At 62.3% G+C, this 13,942-nt stretch carries 14 protein-coding genes; 3 read left to right on the top strand and 11 right to left on the bottom strand.

Features of this window, described 5'->3' with window-relative positions:
* Nucleotides 1–221 precede the first annotated feature (221 nt).
* From BKX98_RS16220 to BKX98_RS16185, 8 genes are all read right to left on the bottom strand, one after another.
* On the bottom strand, nt 222–1,655 hold the full coding sequence (locus tag BKX98_RS16220) for an MFS transporter (RefSeq protein WP_047117890.1): 1,434 nt from the start codon (nt 1,653–1,655) through the stop codon (nt 222–224).
* Nucleotides 1,656–1,734: 79 nt separating this feature from the next.
* Nucleotides 1,735–2,316, bottom strand: a complete 582-nt coding sequence (locus tag BKX98_RS16215) for a carboxymuconolactone decarboxylase family protein (RefSeq protein WP_047117891.1) — start codon at nt 2,314–2,316, stop codon at nt 1,735–1,737.
* Between the two features lie 52 nt (nt 2,317–2,368).
* Nucleotides 2,369–3,217: a hypothetical protein gene (locus BKX98_RS16210; protein WP_047117907.1), complete on the bottom strand. Its 849-nt coding sequence runs from the start codon at nt 3,215–3,217 to the stop codon at nt 2,369–2,371.
* Nucleotides 3,218–3,523: 306 nt separating this feature from the next.
* Nucleotides 3,524–3,853 (bottom strand): metal-sensitive transcriptional regulator, encoded by a 330-nt coding sequence (locus tag BKX98_RS16205; RefSeq protein ID WP_047117892.1) that lies wholly within the window; start codon nt 3,851–3,853, stop codon nt 3,524–3,526.
* A gap of 285 nt (nt 3,854–4,138) precedes the next feature.
* A complete protein-coding gene (locus BKX98_RS16200; protein ID WP_047117893.1) occupies nt 4,139–4,402 on the bottom strand; it encodes a YHS domain-containing protein in 264 nt (87 codons plus the stop codon).
* A gap of 51 nt (nt 4,403–4,453) precedes the next feature.
* Nucleotides 4,454–6,721 (bottom strand): cation-translocating P-type ATPase, encoded by a 2,268-nt coding sequence (locus BKX98_RS16195; RefSeq protein WP_073708020.1) that lies wholly within the window; start codon nt 6,719–6,721, stop codon nt 4,454–4,456.
* 48 nt (nt 6,722–6,769) lie between these two features.
* Nucleotides 6,770–7,705: a hypothetical protein gene (locus BKX98_RS16190; protein WP_047117895.1), complete on the bottom strand. Its 936-nt coding sequence runs from the start codon at nt 7,703–7,705 to the stop codon at nt 6,770–6,772.
* A complete protein-coding gene (locus tag BKX98_RS16185) occupies nt 7,702–7,908 on the bottom strand; it encodes a heavy-metal-associated domain-containing protein (protein WP_047117896.1) in 207 nt (68 codons plus the stop codon). Before BKX98_RS16185 ends, BKX98_RS16190 begins: the two co-directional genes overlap by 4 nt.
* A 320-nt stretch (nt 7,909–8,228) precedes the next feature.
* On the opposite strand from BKX98_RS16185, the gene BKX98_RS16180 reads away from it, so the two are divergent.
* Both BKX98_RS16180 and BKX98_RS16175 read left to right on the top strand, forming a co-directional pair.
* Nucleotides 8,229–8,801, top strand: a complete 573-nt coding sequence (locus BKX98_RS16180; protein WP_047117897.1) for a recombinase family protein — start codon at nt 8,229–8,231, stop codon at nt 8,799–8,801.
* Between the two features lie 78 nt (nt 8,802–8,879).
* On the top strand, nt 8,880–11,846 hold the full coding sequence (locus BKX98_RS16175; RefSeq protein ID WP_073708019.1) for a Tn3 family transposase: 2,967 nt from the start codon (nt 8,880–8,882) through the stop codon (nt 11,844–11,846).
* Nucleotides 11,847–11,878: 32 nt separating this feature from the next.
* Here BKX98_RS16175 and BKX98_RS16170 read toward each other — a convergent pair whose 3' ends face one another.
* Together BKX98_RS16170 and BKX98_RS16165 are read right to left on the bottom strand one after the other, a co-directional pair.
* Nucleotides 11,879–12,115: a hypothetical protein gene (locus BKX98_RS16170; protein WP_073708018.1), complete on the bottom strand. Its 237-nt coding sequence runs from the start codon at nt 12,113–12,115 to the stop codon at nt 11,879–11,881.
* Nucleotides 12,112–12,705, bottom strand: a complete 594-nt coding sequence (locus BKX98_RS16165) for a ParA family protein (protein WP_073708017.1) — start codon at nt 12,703–12,705, stop codon at nt 12,112–12,114. Before BKX98_RS16165 ends, BKX98_RS16170 begins: the two co-directional genes overlap by 4 nt.
* A gap of 218 nt (nt 12,706–12,923) precedes the next feature.
* Here BKX98_RS16165 and BKX98_RS16160 point away from each other — a divergent pair, with 218 nt between their 5' ends.
* Nucleotides 12,924–13,214 carry a hypothetical protein gene (locus BKX98_RS16160; protein ID WP_073708016.1) on the top strand — a complete coding sequence of 97 codons (291 nt, stop codon included), beginning with the start codon at nt 12,924–12,926 and terminating at the stop codon, nt 13,212–13,214.
* Between the two features lie 50 nt (nt 13,215–13,264).
* On the opposite strand, the gene BKX98_RS16155 is transcribed toward BKX98_RS16160, so the two are convergent.
* Nucleotides 13,265–13,588 carry a hypothetical protein gene (locus BKX98_RS16155; RefSeq protein WP_073708015.1) on the bottom strand — a complete coding sequence of 108 codons (324 nt, stop codon included), beginning with the start codon at nt 13,586–13,588 and terminating at the stop codon, nt 13,265–13,267.
* Between the last annotated feature and the right edge of the window lie 354 nt (nt 13,589–13,942).

Genomic DNA, 13,942 nt, shown 5'->3' with positions numbered 1-13,942 from the left:
CTTGTGAAAAAGTGAAATATCCGACGCTAAGACCGTTCGGCATACTGTTGCGGTCGACCGTTGGCAGTTCATTTCGTTGGAGCGAAGTCGTATGCCAGAAGCGCGGCCCCTCACACCTACGGATTGGAGGTCGGGGCCGTGGGCGCCCCTGAGGTGGCCGTGTCCAGGTCAACCGTGGTTGGAGACGCCCCCTCCTGTCGGCTAGTCAGCCGTTGATTCGTTTAGTTTGTTCGCATCATGGCGCACTGGCACGCGGACAAGGTGCCCTCCGCGACGCCGGCCTCACGGCCTGCCGCGGATCGTTGTGCGGAGTTCTCAAGTGCTGCGGGGCCGCCGGCAACCGAGGTGTTTGCCGCTGGGGCGTTTACGATGGTGGCGTTTGCATCAGCTCCGATCCTCATGTCTGCCTCCTGCTGGGAAGCGGAGCGCTCTGGTTCTGCAACCACTGGTACGTCTTCGACTTCGGCGTGGCGCGGCCACAGGGACAGTGCCGCTATGGTGCCTGCCGCGGCCAGGGCGGCGAGGATGGACCAGGTGAGGGTGAATCCTGCCATGGTGCCGAGCCATCCGGCGATGGGGTAGGTGATCAGCCAGGCGAGGTGCGAGAGCGAGAACTGGGCGGCAAAGACCTCGGGGATCCCGTTCGGTTCGACCGAGCCGCGCAACACTCGTCCCGTCGGGGTGACAACCAGCGCCATGCCGCTGCCGATCACGACCCAGACGATGGCCGTTGCGGTCATCGTGAGCAGTCCCGTTGCGGTCATCGTGACAGCGGCCAACGTGCCGAGCACCAAGACCGAAGCCCCGGCCATCATGACGGTGCGGTCGTTGGTTCGCTTCAGGATCCGTGGGAGCACCAGGGCCACGAGCAGGGTTCCGCCGCCGGAGGCGGCGAGCATCCAGGCGACATCGGCCTGCGATCCGCCCAGGTTGTCCCTGACGTAGTTGACGGTGTTGACGATCACTATCGATCCGGCGGCCGCGACCACCATGTTCAGCGCCATGACCCCGCGCAACCGTGGCGTCCTGGCGAACCGCTTGATCCCCGCCGAGGCCCGATCCCAGGCATTGGCGTGGGCGCTGGGTTGGGCGTTGGGGATGCGGGTGGACATCACGAAGGCCGCGGAGATGACAAAGCCTATCGAGGTGCCCACGAACAGCCAGTTGAACGTCATGAAGGACAGGGCGATGGCTGCCAACACCGGGCTGAGCAGGCTTTCCATGGTGTAGGCGACCTGGGAGGCGGATAATGCCCGGGTGTAGTCTTCCTTGTCGGTCACGATGTCGGGGATCACTGCCTGGAAGGTGGGTGTGAACGCCGCAGAGGCGGCCTGAAGCAGCCCGATCAGGACGTAGACGTGCCAGACTTCGGTGATGAACGGCAGGGCAAGAACCACACCGGCGCGCACCACGTCCAGCAGGATCAGGAACATCCGGCGCGGTAGCTTGTCGACGTAGGCTGCGGCGAGCGGGGCGATGAACACGTACATGACCATCTTGATGGTCAATGCGGTGCCCAGCACCACGCTGGCGCGCGGACCCGCGAGTTCGTAGGCGAAGAGTCCAAGGGCGATGGTTGTCAGTCCGGTGCCGAAGAGGGCGACGACCTGGGCGCTGAGCAAATGGCGGTAATCGCGGTTTGCAAGCAGTCTCATGGCTTCCTTTTCTTGCTCCGCAGTGCGGGGCACCGCCTCGACCCTGGGGCTATCCCTGGAATCTGAGGTTCGTGCGTCCCTACGAAGCGTGGTTGGTTTGTGGGGTGAGTCCGGCCAATAGGTTGAAGGCGCCGGTGAGGATGTTGAGGGTGACGATGCCAACGATGTCGGCGATCTCGCGATCGCTGTAGCAGTGTTCCCGCAATGCGGATACTTGCTCGTCGGTGATGCTTGTCGGTTCACGGTAGATCTGCAGGGCCAGGGCGATAATCGCAGCGACCGCCGGATCATCAGAGGTGCCGGCGCGGGAGCGTTCGATTTCCGCTTCGTCGATGCCCAGTGCGCGGGCCGCGTTGATGTGGGACTCCAGACACAATTCACAGCCCTGATGGACCTGGATCGCGATCGAGAGCCGTTCGCTGATCCCGCGGTCGAGCTTGGCCCGCTTCATGGCCCGGCTGAGCTGCAAGTAGCCTCCCAGCACTGCAGGGGAGTGTGCCATGGTGGAGACCATGTCACCGACCTGGCCATGGCGAGAGACCAGCTCGGAGAGCATCTCTCGTGAGGCGCCGTTCGCGCTTTCGGGGGTGAGCCGGGTCAGCCGTGGTGTGCTGCTTTTGCGGGTGCTGGCGGCTTTGCGGGAGGTTTTCGAGGGGGTCATGGTGTTTTCCTTCCGGTTCGGTGCCGTACGTTGCTGAGTGCTGCGGGGCTGCCTAGTGGTGCTGGTGGCCATGGTGACTGTGTCCTGTGTGCCCCGCAGCGTCGTGGTCAGGCTGGCTGGCCTGCTGGGCAGTTGCGCCGGCGTGCACTGTGAATTCTGCGGTGCGGACCACACCTTCATGCTGGAAATCCAGGAAGAGGCGGTAGAAGCCAGGGGATGGTGCTGCGGCCATGAAAACGATCTCCGGTCCTGCGGCGGTGTTTCCGTCTGCCGGCTCGCCCTCCGGGTGGATGTGGAGGTATCCCAGGTCGCCGACGCGCAGCGCCACCAGGTGTCCGTAGGCGGCCAGGTAGGGTTCCAGGTCGGTGACCGGTTCACCGTTCCTGCTGATGGTCAGCGTCAGATCACTTGCCTGGCCCGGGAGCAGTTCACCGTCGAGATTCACCGTGTAGGGCCCAAGTTCTGCGCTGCGGCCGGTGTCGGGAAGTGACTGTGGCTCGTAGTGGCCGGCCACCGAGGCATCGATCCCCAACGTCATGGGTGAGGTGTGCCCGGTTGGCTGGAAATCCGCGAAGAAACGCCAGTCCCCGGGAGTTAGTTCAAGTTCGACGCTCCAGGTTCCCGCTGCATCCATCACCGGGTGCACATGCTGGAAACCTGTGGTGTCCCGTCGCACGGCGATGAAGTGCAGTTCCTTCGCGTGGGAGGGGGTGAACGCGTTGACCGCGTGTCCGTCGGGGCCGATGATCCGGAAGCTCACGGGCTGGGCGCCGCCGGTGAATATGACCGAGTTCAATTCGAGGGTGTAGCCGTGTTCGGAGACCGCGAGGCCGCCGGCTACCGCACTGCCATGACCGGCATGGGCGTCGTGTGTGCTGTGGTGGCTGGCTTCGTGGTTCATGATTCCTCCGTCGTGGTGCTGTGGGTTCTTCATTCGCTTGCCGGATGGGCCCGTGTGGGCTTCCCCGCCGGCCCCTTGCTGGATGCCAATAAAACCATTATACCCCATGGGGGTATATTTTGGGTGGTGATTCGCGACTCACGTCCCGGAGTGCCCAAAAAGAAGGCCTGCGTGGCCACCTCCTTTCAGGCATCGGCGCACCACCAGCGTGGCCCTCGGCTCGACGGGCGGTGCCCGGAAGAATTCTTGGTGCCGCGTTCATCCACGGGACCGCCCGTGGACGAAAGCGCAGTGGGTGGCCCGCTGTCAGGAGCGGACGAACCGGGCAATGGCGTCGGAGGCTTCCTGGATCTTGGCCTCCGCTTCATTCCCGCCGAGCTTGGCCGCATCGAGGACGCAGTGCCTGAGGTGGTCATCGAGGAGTCCGAGGGCGACGCCTTCCAGCGCCTTGGTGATGGCCGAGATCTGGGTGAGGATGTCGATGCAGTACTTTTCCTCATCGACCATGCGGTGAATGCCTCGGGCCTGGCCTTCGATGCGTTTGAGCCGAGCCAGATATTTGCTCTTGTCACCGATATAGCCGTGCGTGGTGTGGCATGATTCGGCGCTGGCCTCGACGGGGATGGTCGTTTCCATGAGATTTTCCTTTGTTTCTGTTGTCCGGTGATTCTTGCAGGGAGGATTGTCGGGTCGGCGCTTCAGCGCGGCATTGGTGCCGGCTGCGGGCCGCAGGTCCAGCCTATGCAGGAGCTGGGCGTTGAAGGCAACACGGATCGTGGCTAGCGACGACAAGACCGCGGCGGCCTGTCACAGTGCATTCGTGCTTTTTGGGCGTGTGCTTCATGGAGTCGCTGGGCCCACTAATTAACCGTTCGGACCAAAAGGCCCGCGGCGCTGGTGCGCCGCGGGCCGGATATGTGGTTATGCCATATTGACGGCGTACTTGGTCGGGTCGGCGTCAAACGCCGGACCACACCCTGGGCAGCAGAACCAGTAGCGGTTGCCCTCGAAGTCGCGATACAGGCCGCTGGCCTCGGCGGCCCTCTTGCTGACCGGAGTACCGGGCATGACCATACAGGTGGTCATATCAGGATTCTTGCCATCGCTCGGGGTCTGCTCCTGAGCCTCAGCCGCGGGGGTCTTGGCGCTGCAACAGCTGGAGACCGCCTGTGGTTCGTTGGTCATCGTGGGTGATTCCCTTCTTTTTTGTGTGGGTGGTTCGGGTTGGCCGTAGCGCTACTTGGTGAGGCTCTTGAATCCGCGCAGGCGCAGGCTGTTGCCCACGACGAAGACGCTGGAGAATGCCATCGCTGCTCCGGCGAGCATGGGGTTGAGCATTCCCAGCGCAGCGACCGGAATCGCCGCGGCGTTGTAGGCGAAGGCCCAGAACAGGTTGGTCTTGATGGTGCCCAGGGTCTTGCGTGAGAGGCGGATCGCGTCCACCGCGCTGCGTAGGTCCCCGCGCACCAGGGTGATGTCGGAGGCTTCGATCGCCACGTCGGCGCCCGTACCCATGGCCATGCCGAGATCGGCCTGGGCCAAGGCGGGGGCGTCGTTGACGCCGTCGCCGATCATGGCCACGATCTTGCCTTCGCGTTGCAGCCGGGCCACGACATCGACCTTGTCCTTGGGCAGGACTTCGGCGATGACCTCATCGATCCCGACCTCTGCGGCGATATGCCGGGCCACGGCCTCGTTGTCGCCGGTGAGCAGGATCGGGGTCAACCCGATTGCCTTGAACTGGGCAATGGCCTCGGCACTGGTCTCCTTGACCGTGTCGGCCACGACCAGGATGCCGCGGGCCGCTCCGTCCCAGCCCACCGCGACAACCGTCTTGCCTTCGCCCTCGGCTTGGGCCTTGGTGGAGGCCAGGTCGCTGCTGAGGAATTGGGACCATTCGGCCAGTAGCGATTCGCGGCCCACCAAGACCGAGTGGCCTTCGATAATGCCCTGTACGCCCTTGCCCACGACGTTCGCGAAGTCCTCGGGGGTTGGCAACTCGCCGATTTCCTGGGTGGCGCCCTTGGCGATGGCCTGAGCAATCGGGTGCTCCGAGGAGTCTTCCAGGGCCCCGGCCAGGCGCAGCAATTCTGCGCGGTCGGTGCCCGGCTCGAGGATGACATCGACGAGGGTCATCTTGCCGGTGGTGACGGTGCCGGTCTTGTCCAGCACGACGGTGTCGACCTTGCGGGTGGATTCAAGAACCTCCGGGCCCTTGATGAGCACGCCCATCTGCGCGCCGCGTCCAGTGCCCACCAGCAGTGCCGTCGGCGTGGCCAGGCCCAGCGCGCACGGGCAGGCGATCACCAGGACCGCAACCGCGGCGGTGAAGGCCGCGGCGACGGGGAATCCGGCACCCAGCCAGCCGCCCAGGGCGATGAACGCGATCAGGATCGCGATCGGGACGAACACCCCGGAGATCTTGTCGGCCAGGCGCTGCACCTCGGCCTTGCCGGTCTGCGCGTCCTCGACCAGCTTGGCCATCTGCGCCAACTGGGTATCGGAACCGATTCTGGTGGCCCGGACCACCAGCCGGCCGCCGGCATTGGTGGTGGCACCGGTGACGCTGTCGCCCTCGGTGACCTCGACCGGAACCGATTCGCCGGTGAGCATGGAGGCGTCCACCGCGGAGGTGCCCGAGACCACGACACCGTCGGTGGCGATCTTCTCGCCCGGGCGGACAATGAATTCATCCCCGACCGACAGGTCCTCGACCGGGATCTTGGTCTCGACGCCATTTCGCAACACCGAGACTTCCTTCGCGCCGAGCTCGAGCAGGGCACGCAAGGCTGCGCCTGCCTGCTTCTTGGAGCGCTTCTCGAAGTACCGGCCGGCGAGGATGAACATCGTCACCCCGGCACCGACCTCGAGGTAGATGTTCGCCGCCCCGTCGGAGGGGGCCAGCGAAAATTCGAACGGGTGCGTCATCCCCGGGACCCCGGCGGTGCCGAGGAACAGTGCGTAGAGAGACCACAGGAGCGCGGCGGAGGTGCCCATGGAAATCAGGGTATCCATCGTCGCGGCACCGTGCTTGAGGTTGGTCCAGGCCGCCTTGTGGAACGGCCAGGCGCCCCACACGATCACCGGGGCGGCCAGAACCAAAGAGGCCCACTGCCAGTAGGTGAACTGCCACGCCGGCACCATCGCCATGGCGATCACCGGCACCGTGAGCACGATGGAGGCGATCAGCCGGTTCCGCAGGGATCTCAGCTCCGGGTCCGACTCATCGGCGGCCCCATCCAACGCGCGGTTCTGCTTCGTGCCCTTGGGCACGGGTACCGCGGCGGTGTACCCGGTCTTCTCGACCTCGGCAATCAGCAGTGCAGCGTCGTAGCCGTCCGGGACGGTGATCCTTGCCTTCTCGGTGGCGTAGTTCACGGTCGCGACGACACCATCGAGCTTATTGAGTTTCTTTTCGATTCGCATCGCGCAGGAGGCGCAGGTCATCCCCCCGATCTCCAGTTCGACGCCGCTGGCCCGGTCTACGGGCGCTGGTGTGCTCATGTCTATGTTCCTTCTCTAGCTGTTCGGGGAAGGGCGGGACCTCGGGGGTCAGTGCCCTTCCGTATGCGATTCGCTCGGGGAATCCGTGATGTCGCCGTGGGCCGCGTCGAGCACGAACTGTGCAGTGTGCACCTGGCCGTCGACTTGGAAGTCCAGGTACAACAGGTAGCGGCCCGCGGTGGGGGCCTGCGCGGTGAATCCGATGTTCGGGCCGGCAGTGTCCCCGGCCCGGGGTTCCTGGCCCTCGGCGTGCGCGTGCACATAGGCAAGGTCGCCCTCGCGTAGCGCCACGAGGTGGCCGAAGGCACCCAGATACGGTTCAACGGTCGTGACTGGTTCCCCGTCGCGGGCCACCGAGATGGTGAGTCCGCTGGGGGTTCCCGCCACCAATTCACCGTCAACCGAGACGCTGAATCCATCCACCTGGTCAACGCGGGACGGTTCCTGTGCCACGGGAGCCACGTCCCCGGCCACCTCAACCGTGCGCGTGAGCGTCAGCGCCTCGGCCCCCGCGGGAGTGAAGTCGGCGAACACACGGTAGTTCCCGGCATGGGTCCATTCCCAGGGCGTCGACCATGTGCCGGTGGTCTGGTCCAGGGTGGGGTGCACGTGGCGGAATTCGCTGCCGTCGGAGCGGGCCACGATCAGGTGCAGGTCCTTTTCGTGGGCGGTGGTGTACCGGGTCACCGCGGTTCCGGCGGCATCCTGGATCTGGAAGCTCATTTTCCCTGGCTGTCCGGGAACCGCAGGTGCGCCAATCGGAGAGAGCACGAATCCGTCCGCACCCAGCGCGAGGCCGTTCACGGTATTCATCGCCGCCGACGTTGATTCCATGTTCTCGGGAACGTGTTCATTCAGCTCGCTGCCCTCGGTCCAGGCAGCTGCCGCGCTGTCGGGCACGGTGGCCCCGGCGATGCCGAAGGCGCCACCGAAAGCCACCACTACCCCGAGCCCGTAGAGGCCAAGTCGTGTGCCTGCGTTCATGCCGCCCGCACCGCCGAATAACCGGCTTCCTCCACCGCGGCCAGGACCTGGGCGTCGTCGACCGTGCCGGTCACGGTGAGCTTGCCCGTTGCGGCACTCACCGCGATGTCCTGGACCCCGGCAATCTCGCCGACCTCTTCGCGGATCGACAGTTCGCAGTGCCCGCAGGTCATTCCGGTTACCTGGTACTCGTTCGTGGTCATTGAATGCTCCTCATTCTAAGCGAGATATACCCCTAGGGGGTACTGGTATACAGAACACTGTACCCCCCTGGGGTATTCCCGTCAAGCAAACCATCAGCGAGGCGAGGCCGACACGATAGAGACAGCCATTGCCGCCATCAGGGGACACTTGCATTGCCGGTGAATAATCCGACGCTCAAGAATCCAGCGTCCGTAAACGATCGTTCGGGAGACACTCTTCTTCAGGATTCTTGGCCCGCGGATTCCCGCGGCAGATTTTGTAACGCTTGCCGTGTACGCGGCAATGTAACGCTCAACCGGGTTGGTGATACATTATTGGTATGCGAATCGGATACGGGCGTGTCTCAACACGCGATCAGCACCCCGAGGCCCAACACGATGCCCTGCGCGCGGCCGGCTGCGAGCAGGTGTTCCTCGACACCGCCTCGGGGAAACTCGCCCGCAGACCCGAACTCGAAAAGGCGCTACTCTCGGCCAACCGGTCTGGCGACCAGCTCGTTGTCACCAAGCTGGACCGGCTCGGGCGGTCGCTGGAAAACCTCATAGACCTGTCCAAGACGCTGCAGGAGCGCGGCGTCGACCTGGTGGTCCTGGATCAGGGCATCGACACCTCCTCACCCGCCGGACGGATGTTTTTCCAGATTATCGGCTCGATCGCCGAGTTCGAACACGCGCTGATGTCCGAACGAACCCGCGACGGGCTGGCCGCCGCGCGGGCACGTGGGCGGACCGGTGGGCAGAAACCAAAGCTCGGTCCCCGCCAGGTCAAGCTGGCAAGGGAAATGTATGAGGAAAAGGATGCCGAGGGGAAACGTGCCCATACCGTCGAGCACATCGCCCAGGAATTCGGCGTCAGCCGTCCCACCATCTACAGGCACCTGGCCAAACCATGACTCGCGGGCATGGTGCTCCGCAACAGCACCAGGACGAGTCCGTAGATTGCGACCTTCCAACTAACAAGGAATTCTGACATGGCCTTGCGTTCCCTGCTCACGACTGCCGAACGCGGCCAAGTCCTTGAAATCCCCACCGGCACCGAGGATCTGGCTGCCCACTACACACTCAGCGAAGCGGACATGTCGTTGATTCGCCAACGCCGCGCAGATGCCAACCGGTTGGGCTTTGCCATCCAGCTCTGTCTGCTTCGGCACCCGAGTATCGCACTGACCGACGACACCGAAGTACCCACTGAAATGATCGACTGGGTCTCGGCCCGCCTGGCCATCCCGGCCGAGGCCTGGGATGAATATGGGACACGTGGGGAAACGCGCCAGGAACACGGACGGGAGATTCGCGCGTATCTGGGCCTGTCCGCGTTCGGCATCGCGGATTTTCGCCAGCTCGTGGAACACGTGGGCGAGGTTGCCGCGCAAACAGACAAGGGCATTGTCTTGGTCGAGGGAGCGCGGGACTTCCTGCGCTCAAAGAAGATCGCGTCGCCCGGAATCGGGATCATTGAAAGGGCCTGTGCGCAGGCGCTGACCCGGGCGAACCGGCGAATCTACGCCATCTTAGGCGACCAACTCTCCGTCGAGCACCAAGGTCGTCTGGATGGTTTGTTACTTCGCCGCGCCGATAGTTCCTTAACCCAAATCGGCTGGCTGCGGCAGGCACCACTGCGACCCAACGCACGGGCGATGAATGAGCATATCGATCGGCTCACGGCCTGGCGTGCGCTTTGTCTGCCCTGGGACGCCGGCAAACTGGTGCATAGGAACAGGTTGCTGAAGTTGGCTCGCGAGGGCGCATCGATGACCGCGGCAGACCTGGCCAAGTTCGAACCTGGACGCAGGTACGCGACCCTGTTCGCGATGTCCGTGGAAAGCATGGCGACGGTCACCGATGAAATCATCGATCTGCATGACCGAATTATTGGCCGGATCATTCGCACCGCCCGGAACAAACAAAACCAGAACACACTGGCCTCCCGTGCCACCGTCGCAGCCATGATGCGCCTGCACTCCAAGCTCGGCGATGCCCTGATCACAGCCAAGGATAACGGCGAGGACCCCTTCGCAGCGATCGACACAGCCATCGGCTGGGAAACCCTGGCTGCAAGCATCACCCAAGCCAAGGAACTGACCCGGCCCGCACTCGAAGATCACCTCTCCCTCGTCAGTGCCCACTTCACCACGATCCGCCGCTATACCCCGGCATTTCTGGCCGTCCTTGACCTCCAAGCAGCCCCCGCCGCACAGGACCTGTTGGCCGCCATCAAGGTCATCCGCACCATGAACACCTCCGGTGCCCGAAAGGTCCCCGACGATGCACCCACGTCGTTCATCCGGTCTCGGTGGAAGACTCTGGTTTTCGCCGAGAACGGCACCGACCGTGGATTCTACGAGTTTTGCGCTCTCGCGGAACTCAAGAACGCGCTGCGGTCCGGAGACATGTGGGTCACCGGCTCCCGACAATTCCGCGACTTCAATGACTACCTGCTGGCCGGCTCAGACTACACGGCCATGAAGTACGCCGGGGAACTGCCCCTGGTCACAACCAACGGCGGCGAAGAATATCTCAAGGACCGTCTTGCCCTGCTCAGCGAACGTCTGCACCAAGTCAACGCCCTGGCCTCTCGCGATGAACTGCCCGGGGTGCTGATCACCGCCAACGGCGTGAAGATCACCCCGCTCGAGACAATCGTGCCACAACGCGCGCAGCTCTTGATCGATCAGGCCAGCGCCATGTTCCCGCGGATACGAATCACCGACCTGTTGATGGAAGTCGATGGCTGGACGGGCTTCACACGCCACTTCACCAACCTCAAATCCGGCCAGCCTTCCAAGGACAAGCAGCACCTGCTCACCGCAATCCTGGCCGACGGAATCAACCTGGGATTGACCAAGATGTCCGAGTCATGCACCGGCGTCACATACGCCCAATTGGACCGCCAGCAGGCTTCCCACATCCGGGATGAAACCTACAGCGCCGCCCTGGCCGAGCTGGTCAATGCCCAGCACGCACACCCATTCGGTACGCACTGGGGCGATGGCACCACCTCTTCCTCGGACGGGCAACGCTTCCGCGCCGGCAGCCATGCCGAATCCACCGGGCACGTGAACCCGAAATACGGGGCAGAGCCCGGACGTATGATCTACACGCATGTCTCCGACAAATATTCGCCCTTCCACAGCAAACTCATCAATGTCGGGGACCGCGACGCGACCTACGTCTTGGACGGGTTGCTGCATCACGAGTCCGATCTGGCGATCCAGGAGCATTACACCGACACCGCAGGGTTCACCGACCATCTTTTTGCCCTCATGCACTTACTTGGATACCGGTTCGCACCCCGGATCCGCAACATCGGCGACACCCGCCTCTACACACCCACCAATGATCCTGTGTTGTCGACGTTGACCCCGCTGATCGGCGGCACCATCAACACCAAAACCATCACCGCGCACTGGGATGAAATCCTCCGCCTGGCCACATCCATCAAAACCGGCACCGTGACCGCCTCCTTGATGATGCGCAAACTCGGCGCCTACCCCCGACAAAATGGGCTCGCCACCGCACTGCGGGAACTGGGCAAACTGGAACGAACGCTCTTCCTGCTGGACTGGTTCCAAGATCCAGACCTACGCCGCAAGGTCACGGCCGGGTTGAACAAGGGCGAGGCCAGGAACACCCTGGCGCGGGCCGTTTTCTTCAACCGCCTGGGAGAGATCCGCGACCGATCCTTCGAGCAGCAGCGCTACCGGGCCTCGGGGCTGAATCTTCTCACCGCGGCCATCGTTCTCTGGAACACCGTCTACCTCGACCGCACCATCACCACCTTGAATCAAGAGGGCAACGCCACCGACCCTGACCTGCTGCGGTTCCTCTCACCCCTGGGATGGGAACACATCAACCTCACCGGCGACTACACCTGGCCACGCACCAACAAGATCAAGCCCGGCAAATACAGGCCTCTACGGCGCACGGCAAAACCTTAGCGTCGGATATTTCACTTTTTCACAAGCCACCCCTAGGAGTGCTTCTCTAGGAATTCCTGGATGGCTTGCGCCACGAGAACCTGCTGCTTGATGTCGTTAGCAGCGGCGTAGAGCTTGATTTGAGTATGAAGCTCTTTTGGAATCCTCACGTTGAGCGGCTTCATGTCCTGCTCAGGTGTTTCAGGAGTCCTGAAACTCTCGCTCACTGAACCCGCCTTTTGAGTTGCGGTTTTCGCGACTGGCTTCATCTTGTCTTTAAGGCTGCTCATGACAGTGCCTCCATTAGTTCTTTGGCGACTTCTTCATAGCCCATCAGGTCGGCCGGAATTTCGCCTGGAATGGTCTTGAATGCTTGGCGGTGCTTGATTCGTGTATTGAATAGGGCCAGGTCGCTATCTTCCAGGTATTCCAAGCTGTCTCGGAGCGCGACCGTTTGCTCATTGACCTTAGTGAAAAGGGCGATGCGTGCAGTATCGGTCGGCAGGTTCGCGTTCGTGGCAACGAGTCGCTTTAGATCCATAACGGCCGGCTCGGTTGGCATGATGACTACATCGGCAGCCTTGATCGCCGCGTCGATAGTCGCCGGATCGCCTGGGGGAGTGTCAATGATGACGAAATCCTTGGCGCTCTTCCCTGAGAGCCTCTTCAGCTTGGCGATGTTCACGATTTCTACGGGGAACGGCAGTGGTGTACCTGCATCATGAGCGTCTTCGGCCCATTCTGTTGCAGAACCCTGCATATCCGTATCCCACAGCTCGACCGTATACCCCAAATCGATCAGCGCACAGGCAAGGTAAATCGAGCTAGTTGTCTTGCCCACGCCGCCCTTGGTCTGCACAAGCGCAATAGTGGTAGCCATTCCTGCCTCCTAATCCTTGTACACAAATCCTCGTGCACACAAACTTACAAACTTGAAAACTTTCTTGCAAGTTTGCTTGCAAGATATTTTCCTATATTGATTACAACTCTAATAGTTTGCTAGCAAACTCGCAAGCTATTTGAATAGCAAAGTATCAAACTTTTTATTCGCACGGTTTTTGCTTATTCGTCGGGGCAGGGGAGTACGGTTAGCTCGTTATGTCTGAGGAACTAGTGGACGTGCGTTTTACGGCTGCTGGTGTGCCGTGGAAGATTCGGCGCGGCGGCCGTGTCTGGCAGGTCGTGGTCGAGCCGAGCCGTCATTTTGAGCGGGTGAACTGGTGGGAAGACCACTCGTTCAAAATCAAGAAGGGGGCTGCTGATCCTATTGATTTTGCGGTGTGGCGGGTGCAGGTGCGGTTAGGTTCTAATCCCCGTTCGGATCTGCTGACATGGGATCTGGTGGAGCATCCTCGGGATGGTTCCTGGACTGTGCGAGACGTCGCGTAGATGCGCGAAAAAGGGCCGGCTAATGTAGCCGGCCCTTTTTGGTGTGCTGATTAGATGAAGATATTGAGTATGAGCGCAATAAGCACGATGGGAACTGCACTGTATCCCAGGATTGTGAGTGCTCGGTTTTCGGTCGTGTTTTTGTAGCCCTGGAAGTGCGCTGTCTGCCAGATAATACGCATCAAGCAGGCTACAGCCATGGTCACTGCTGCTAGTGCGATTCCGAAAAGTACTGTGAGCGATCCTGAGACGGTCACGCCCAGGATCAGCAGGACGGGGATCAGCGGCGCTGCGAAAAAGAGGGGGCGTTGCTCGCGCATTCTTAGCGCTGCTTCGCCTGCTGCGTAGGGGGTCTTTTCTTCTCCTTCGGGCATATGGCAAGTCTAGGTGTATCGTCGGACAGTTTGGACTTCGCTGTTTTCTGGTGAGTGGTGCCTGGTCAGAGATCCGTGCACATGCCAAGATCGCATCAGGTGAGGTAACTCAGGTACCGCAACTTTTGGGCTGTGTGCGGTCGGTCGTTTGGTTCCTGCTGTCCATCATGTGTGCGAGAAAAGCCGCTTGCGGTTGAGTTTTTGTCGTGCCCATGTGGGCAGGAGGTTAGGAACATGCTCCGGTTCGGCGTGCGGCGGCCAGGGCGGCGCGGGCGGCTGCGGCACCTCGGGAGGCCGTGGTGCGCAGTTGCGGGCGCTGCGCGGCTTGCTGGGCGCGGCGTTCGGCGGCGGCAC

The organism is Glutamicibacter sp. 0426 (genome assembly GCF_001906485.1).
GTDB lineage: Bacteria > Actinomycetota > Actinomycetes > Actinomycetales > Micrococcaceae > Glutamicibacter > Glutamicibacter nicotianae.
The sequence above is the reverse complement of the archived record's forward strand: the minus strand, read 5'-3'. Positions and strand labels throughout refer to the sequence as shown.

Coding starts and splice junctions, on each gene's coding strand:
- BKX98_RS16210 (WP_047117907.1), bottom strand. CDS start 3,217: ATGAACCACGAAGCCAGCCACCACAGCACACACGACGCCCATGCCGGT.
- BKX98_RS16205 (WP_047117892.1), bottom strand. CDS start 3,853: ATGGAAACGACCATCCCCGTCGAGGCCAGCGCCGAATCATGCCACACC.
- BKX98_RS16195 (WP_073708020.1), bottom strand. CDS start 6,721: ATGAGCACACCAGCGCCCGTAGACCGGGCCAGCGGCGTCGAACTGGAG.
- BKX98_RS16170 (WP_073708018.1), bottom strand. CDS start 12,115: ATGAGCAGCCTTAAAGACAAGATGAAGCCAGTCGCGAAAACCGCAACT.
- BKX98_RS16185 (WP_047117896.1), bottom strand. CDS start 7,908: ATGACCACGAACGAGTACCAGGTAACCGGAATGACCTGCGGGCACTGC.
- BKX98_RS16220 (WP_047117890.1), bottom strand. CDS start 1,655: ATGAGACTGCTTGCAAACCGCGATTACCGCCATTTGCTCAGCGCCCAG.
- BKX98_RS16175 (WP_073708019.1), top strand. CDS start 8,880: ATGGCCTTGCGTTCCCTGCTCACGACTGCCGAACGCGGCCAAGTCCTT.
- BKX98_RS16165 (WP_073708017.1), bottom strand. CDS start 12,705: ATGGCTACCACTATTGCGCTTGTGCAGACCAAGGGCGGCGTGGGCAAG.
- BKX98_RS16155 (WP_073708015.1), bottom strand. CDS start 13,588: ATGCCCGAAGGAGAAGAAAAGACCCCCTACGCAGCAGGCGAAGCAGCG.
- BKX98_RS16215 (WP_047117891.1), bottom strand. CDS start 2,316: ATGACCCCCTCGAAAACCTCCCGCAAAGCCGCCAGCACCCGCAAAAGC.
- BKX98_RS16160 (WP_073708016.1), top strand. CDS start 12,924: ATGTCTGAGGAACTAGTGGACGTGCGTTTTACGGCTGCTGGTGTGCCG.
- BKX98_RS16190 (WP_047117895.1), bottom strand. CDS start 7,705: ATGAACGCAGGCACACGACTTGGCCTCTACGGGCTCGGGGTAGTGGTG.
- BKX98_RS16200 (WP_047117893.1), bottom strand. CDS start 4,402: ATGACCAACGAACCACAGGCGGTCTCCAGCTGTTGCAGCGCCAAGACC.
- BKX98_RS16180 (WP_047117897.1), top strand. CDS start 8,229: ATGCGAATCGGATACGGGCGTGTCTCAACACGCGATCAGCACCCCGAG.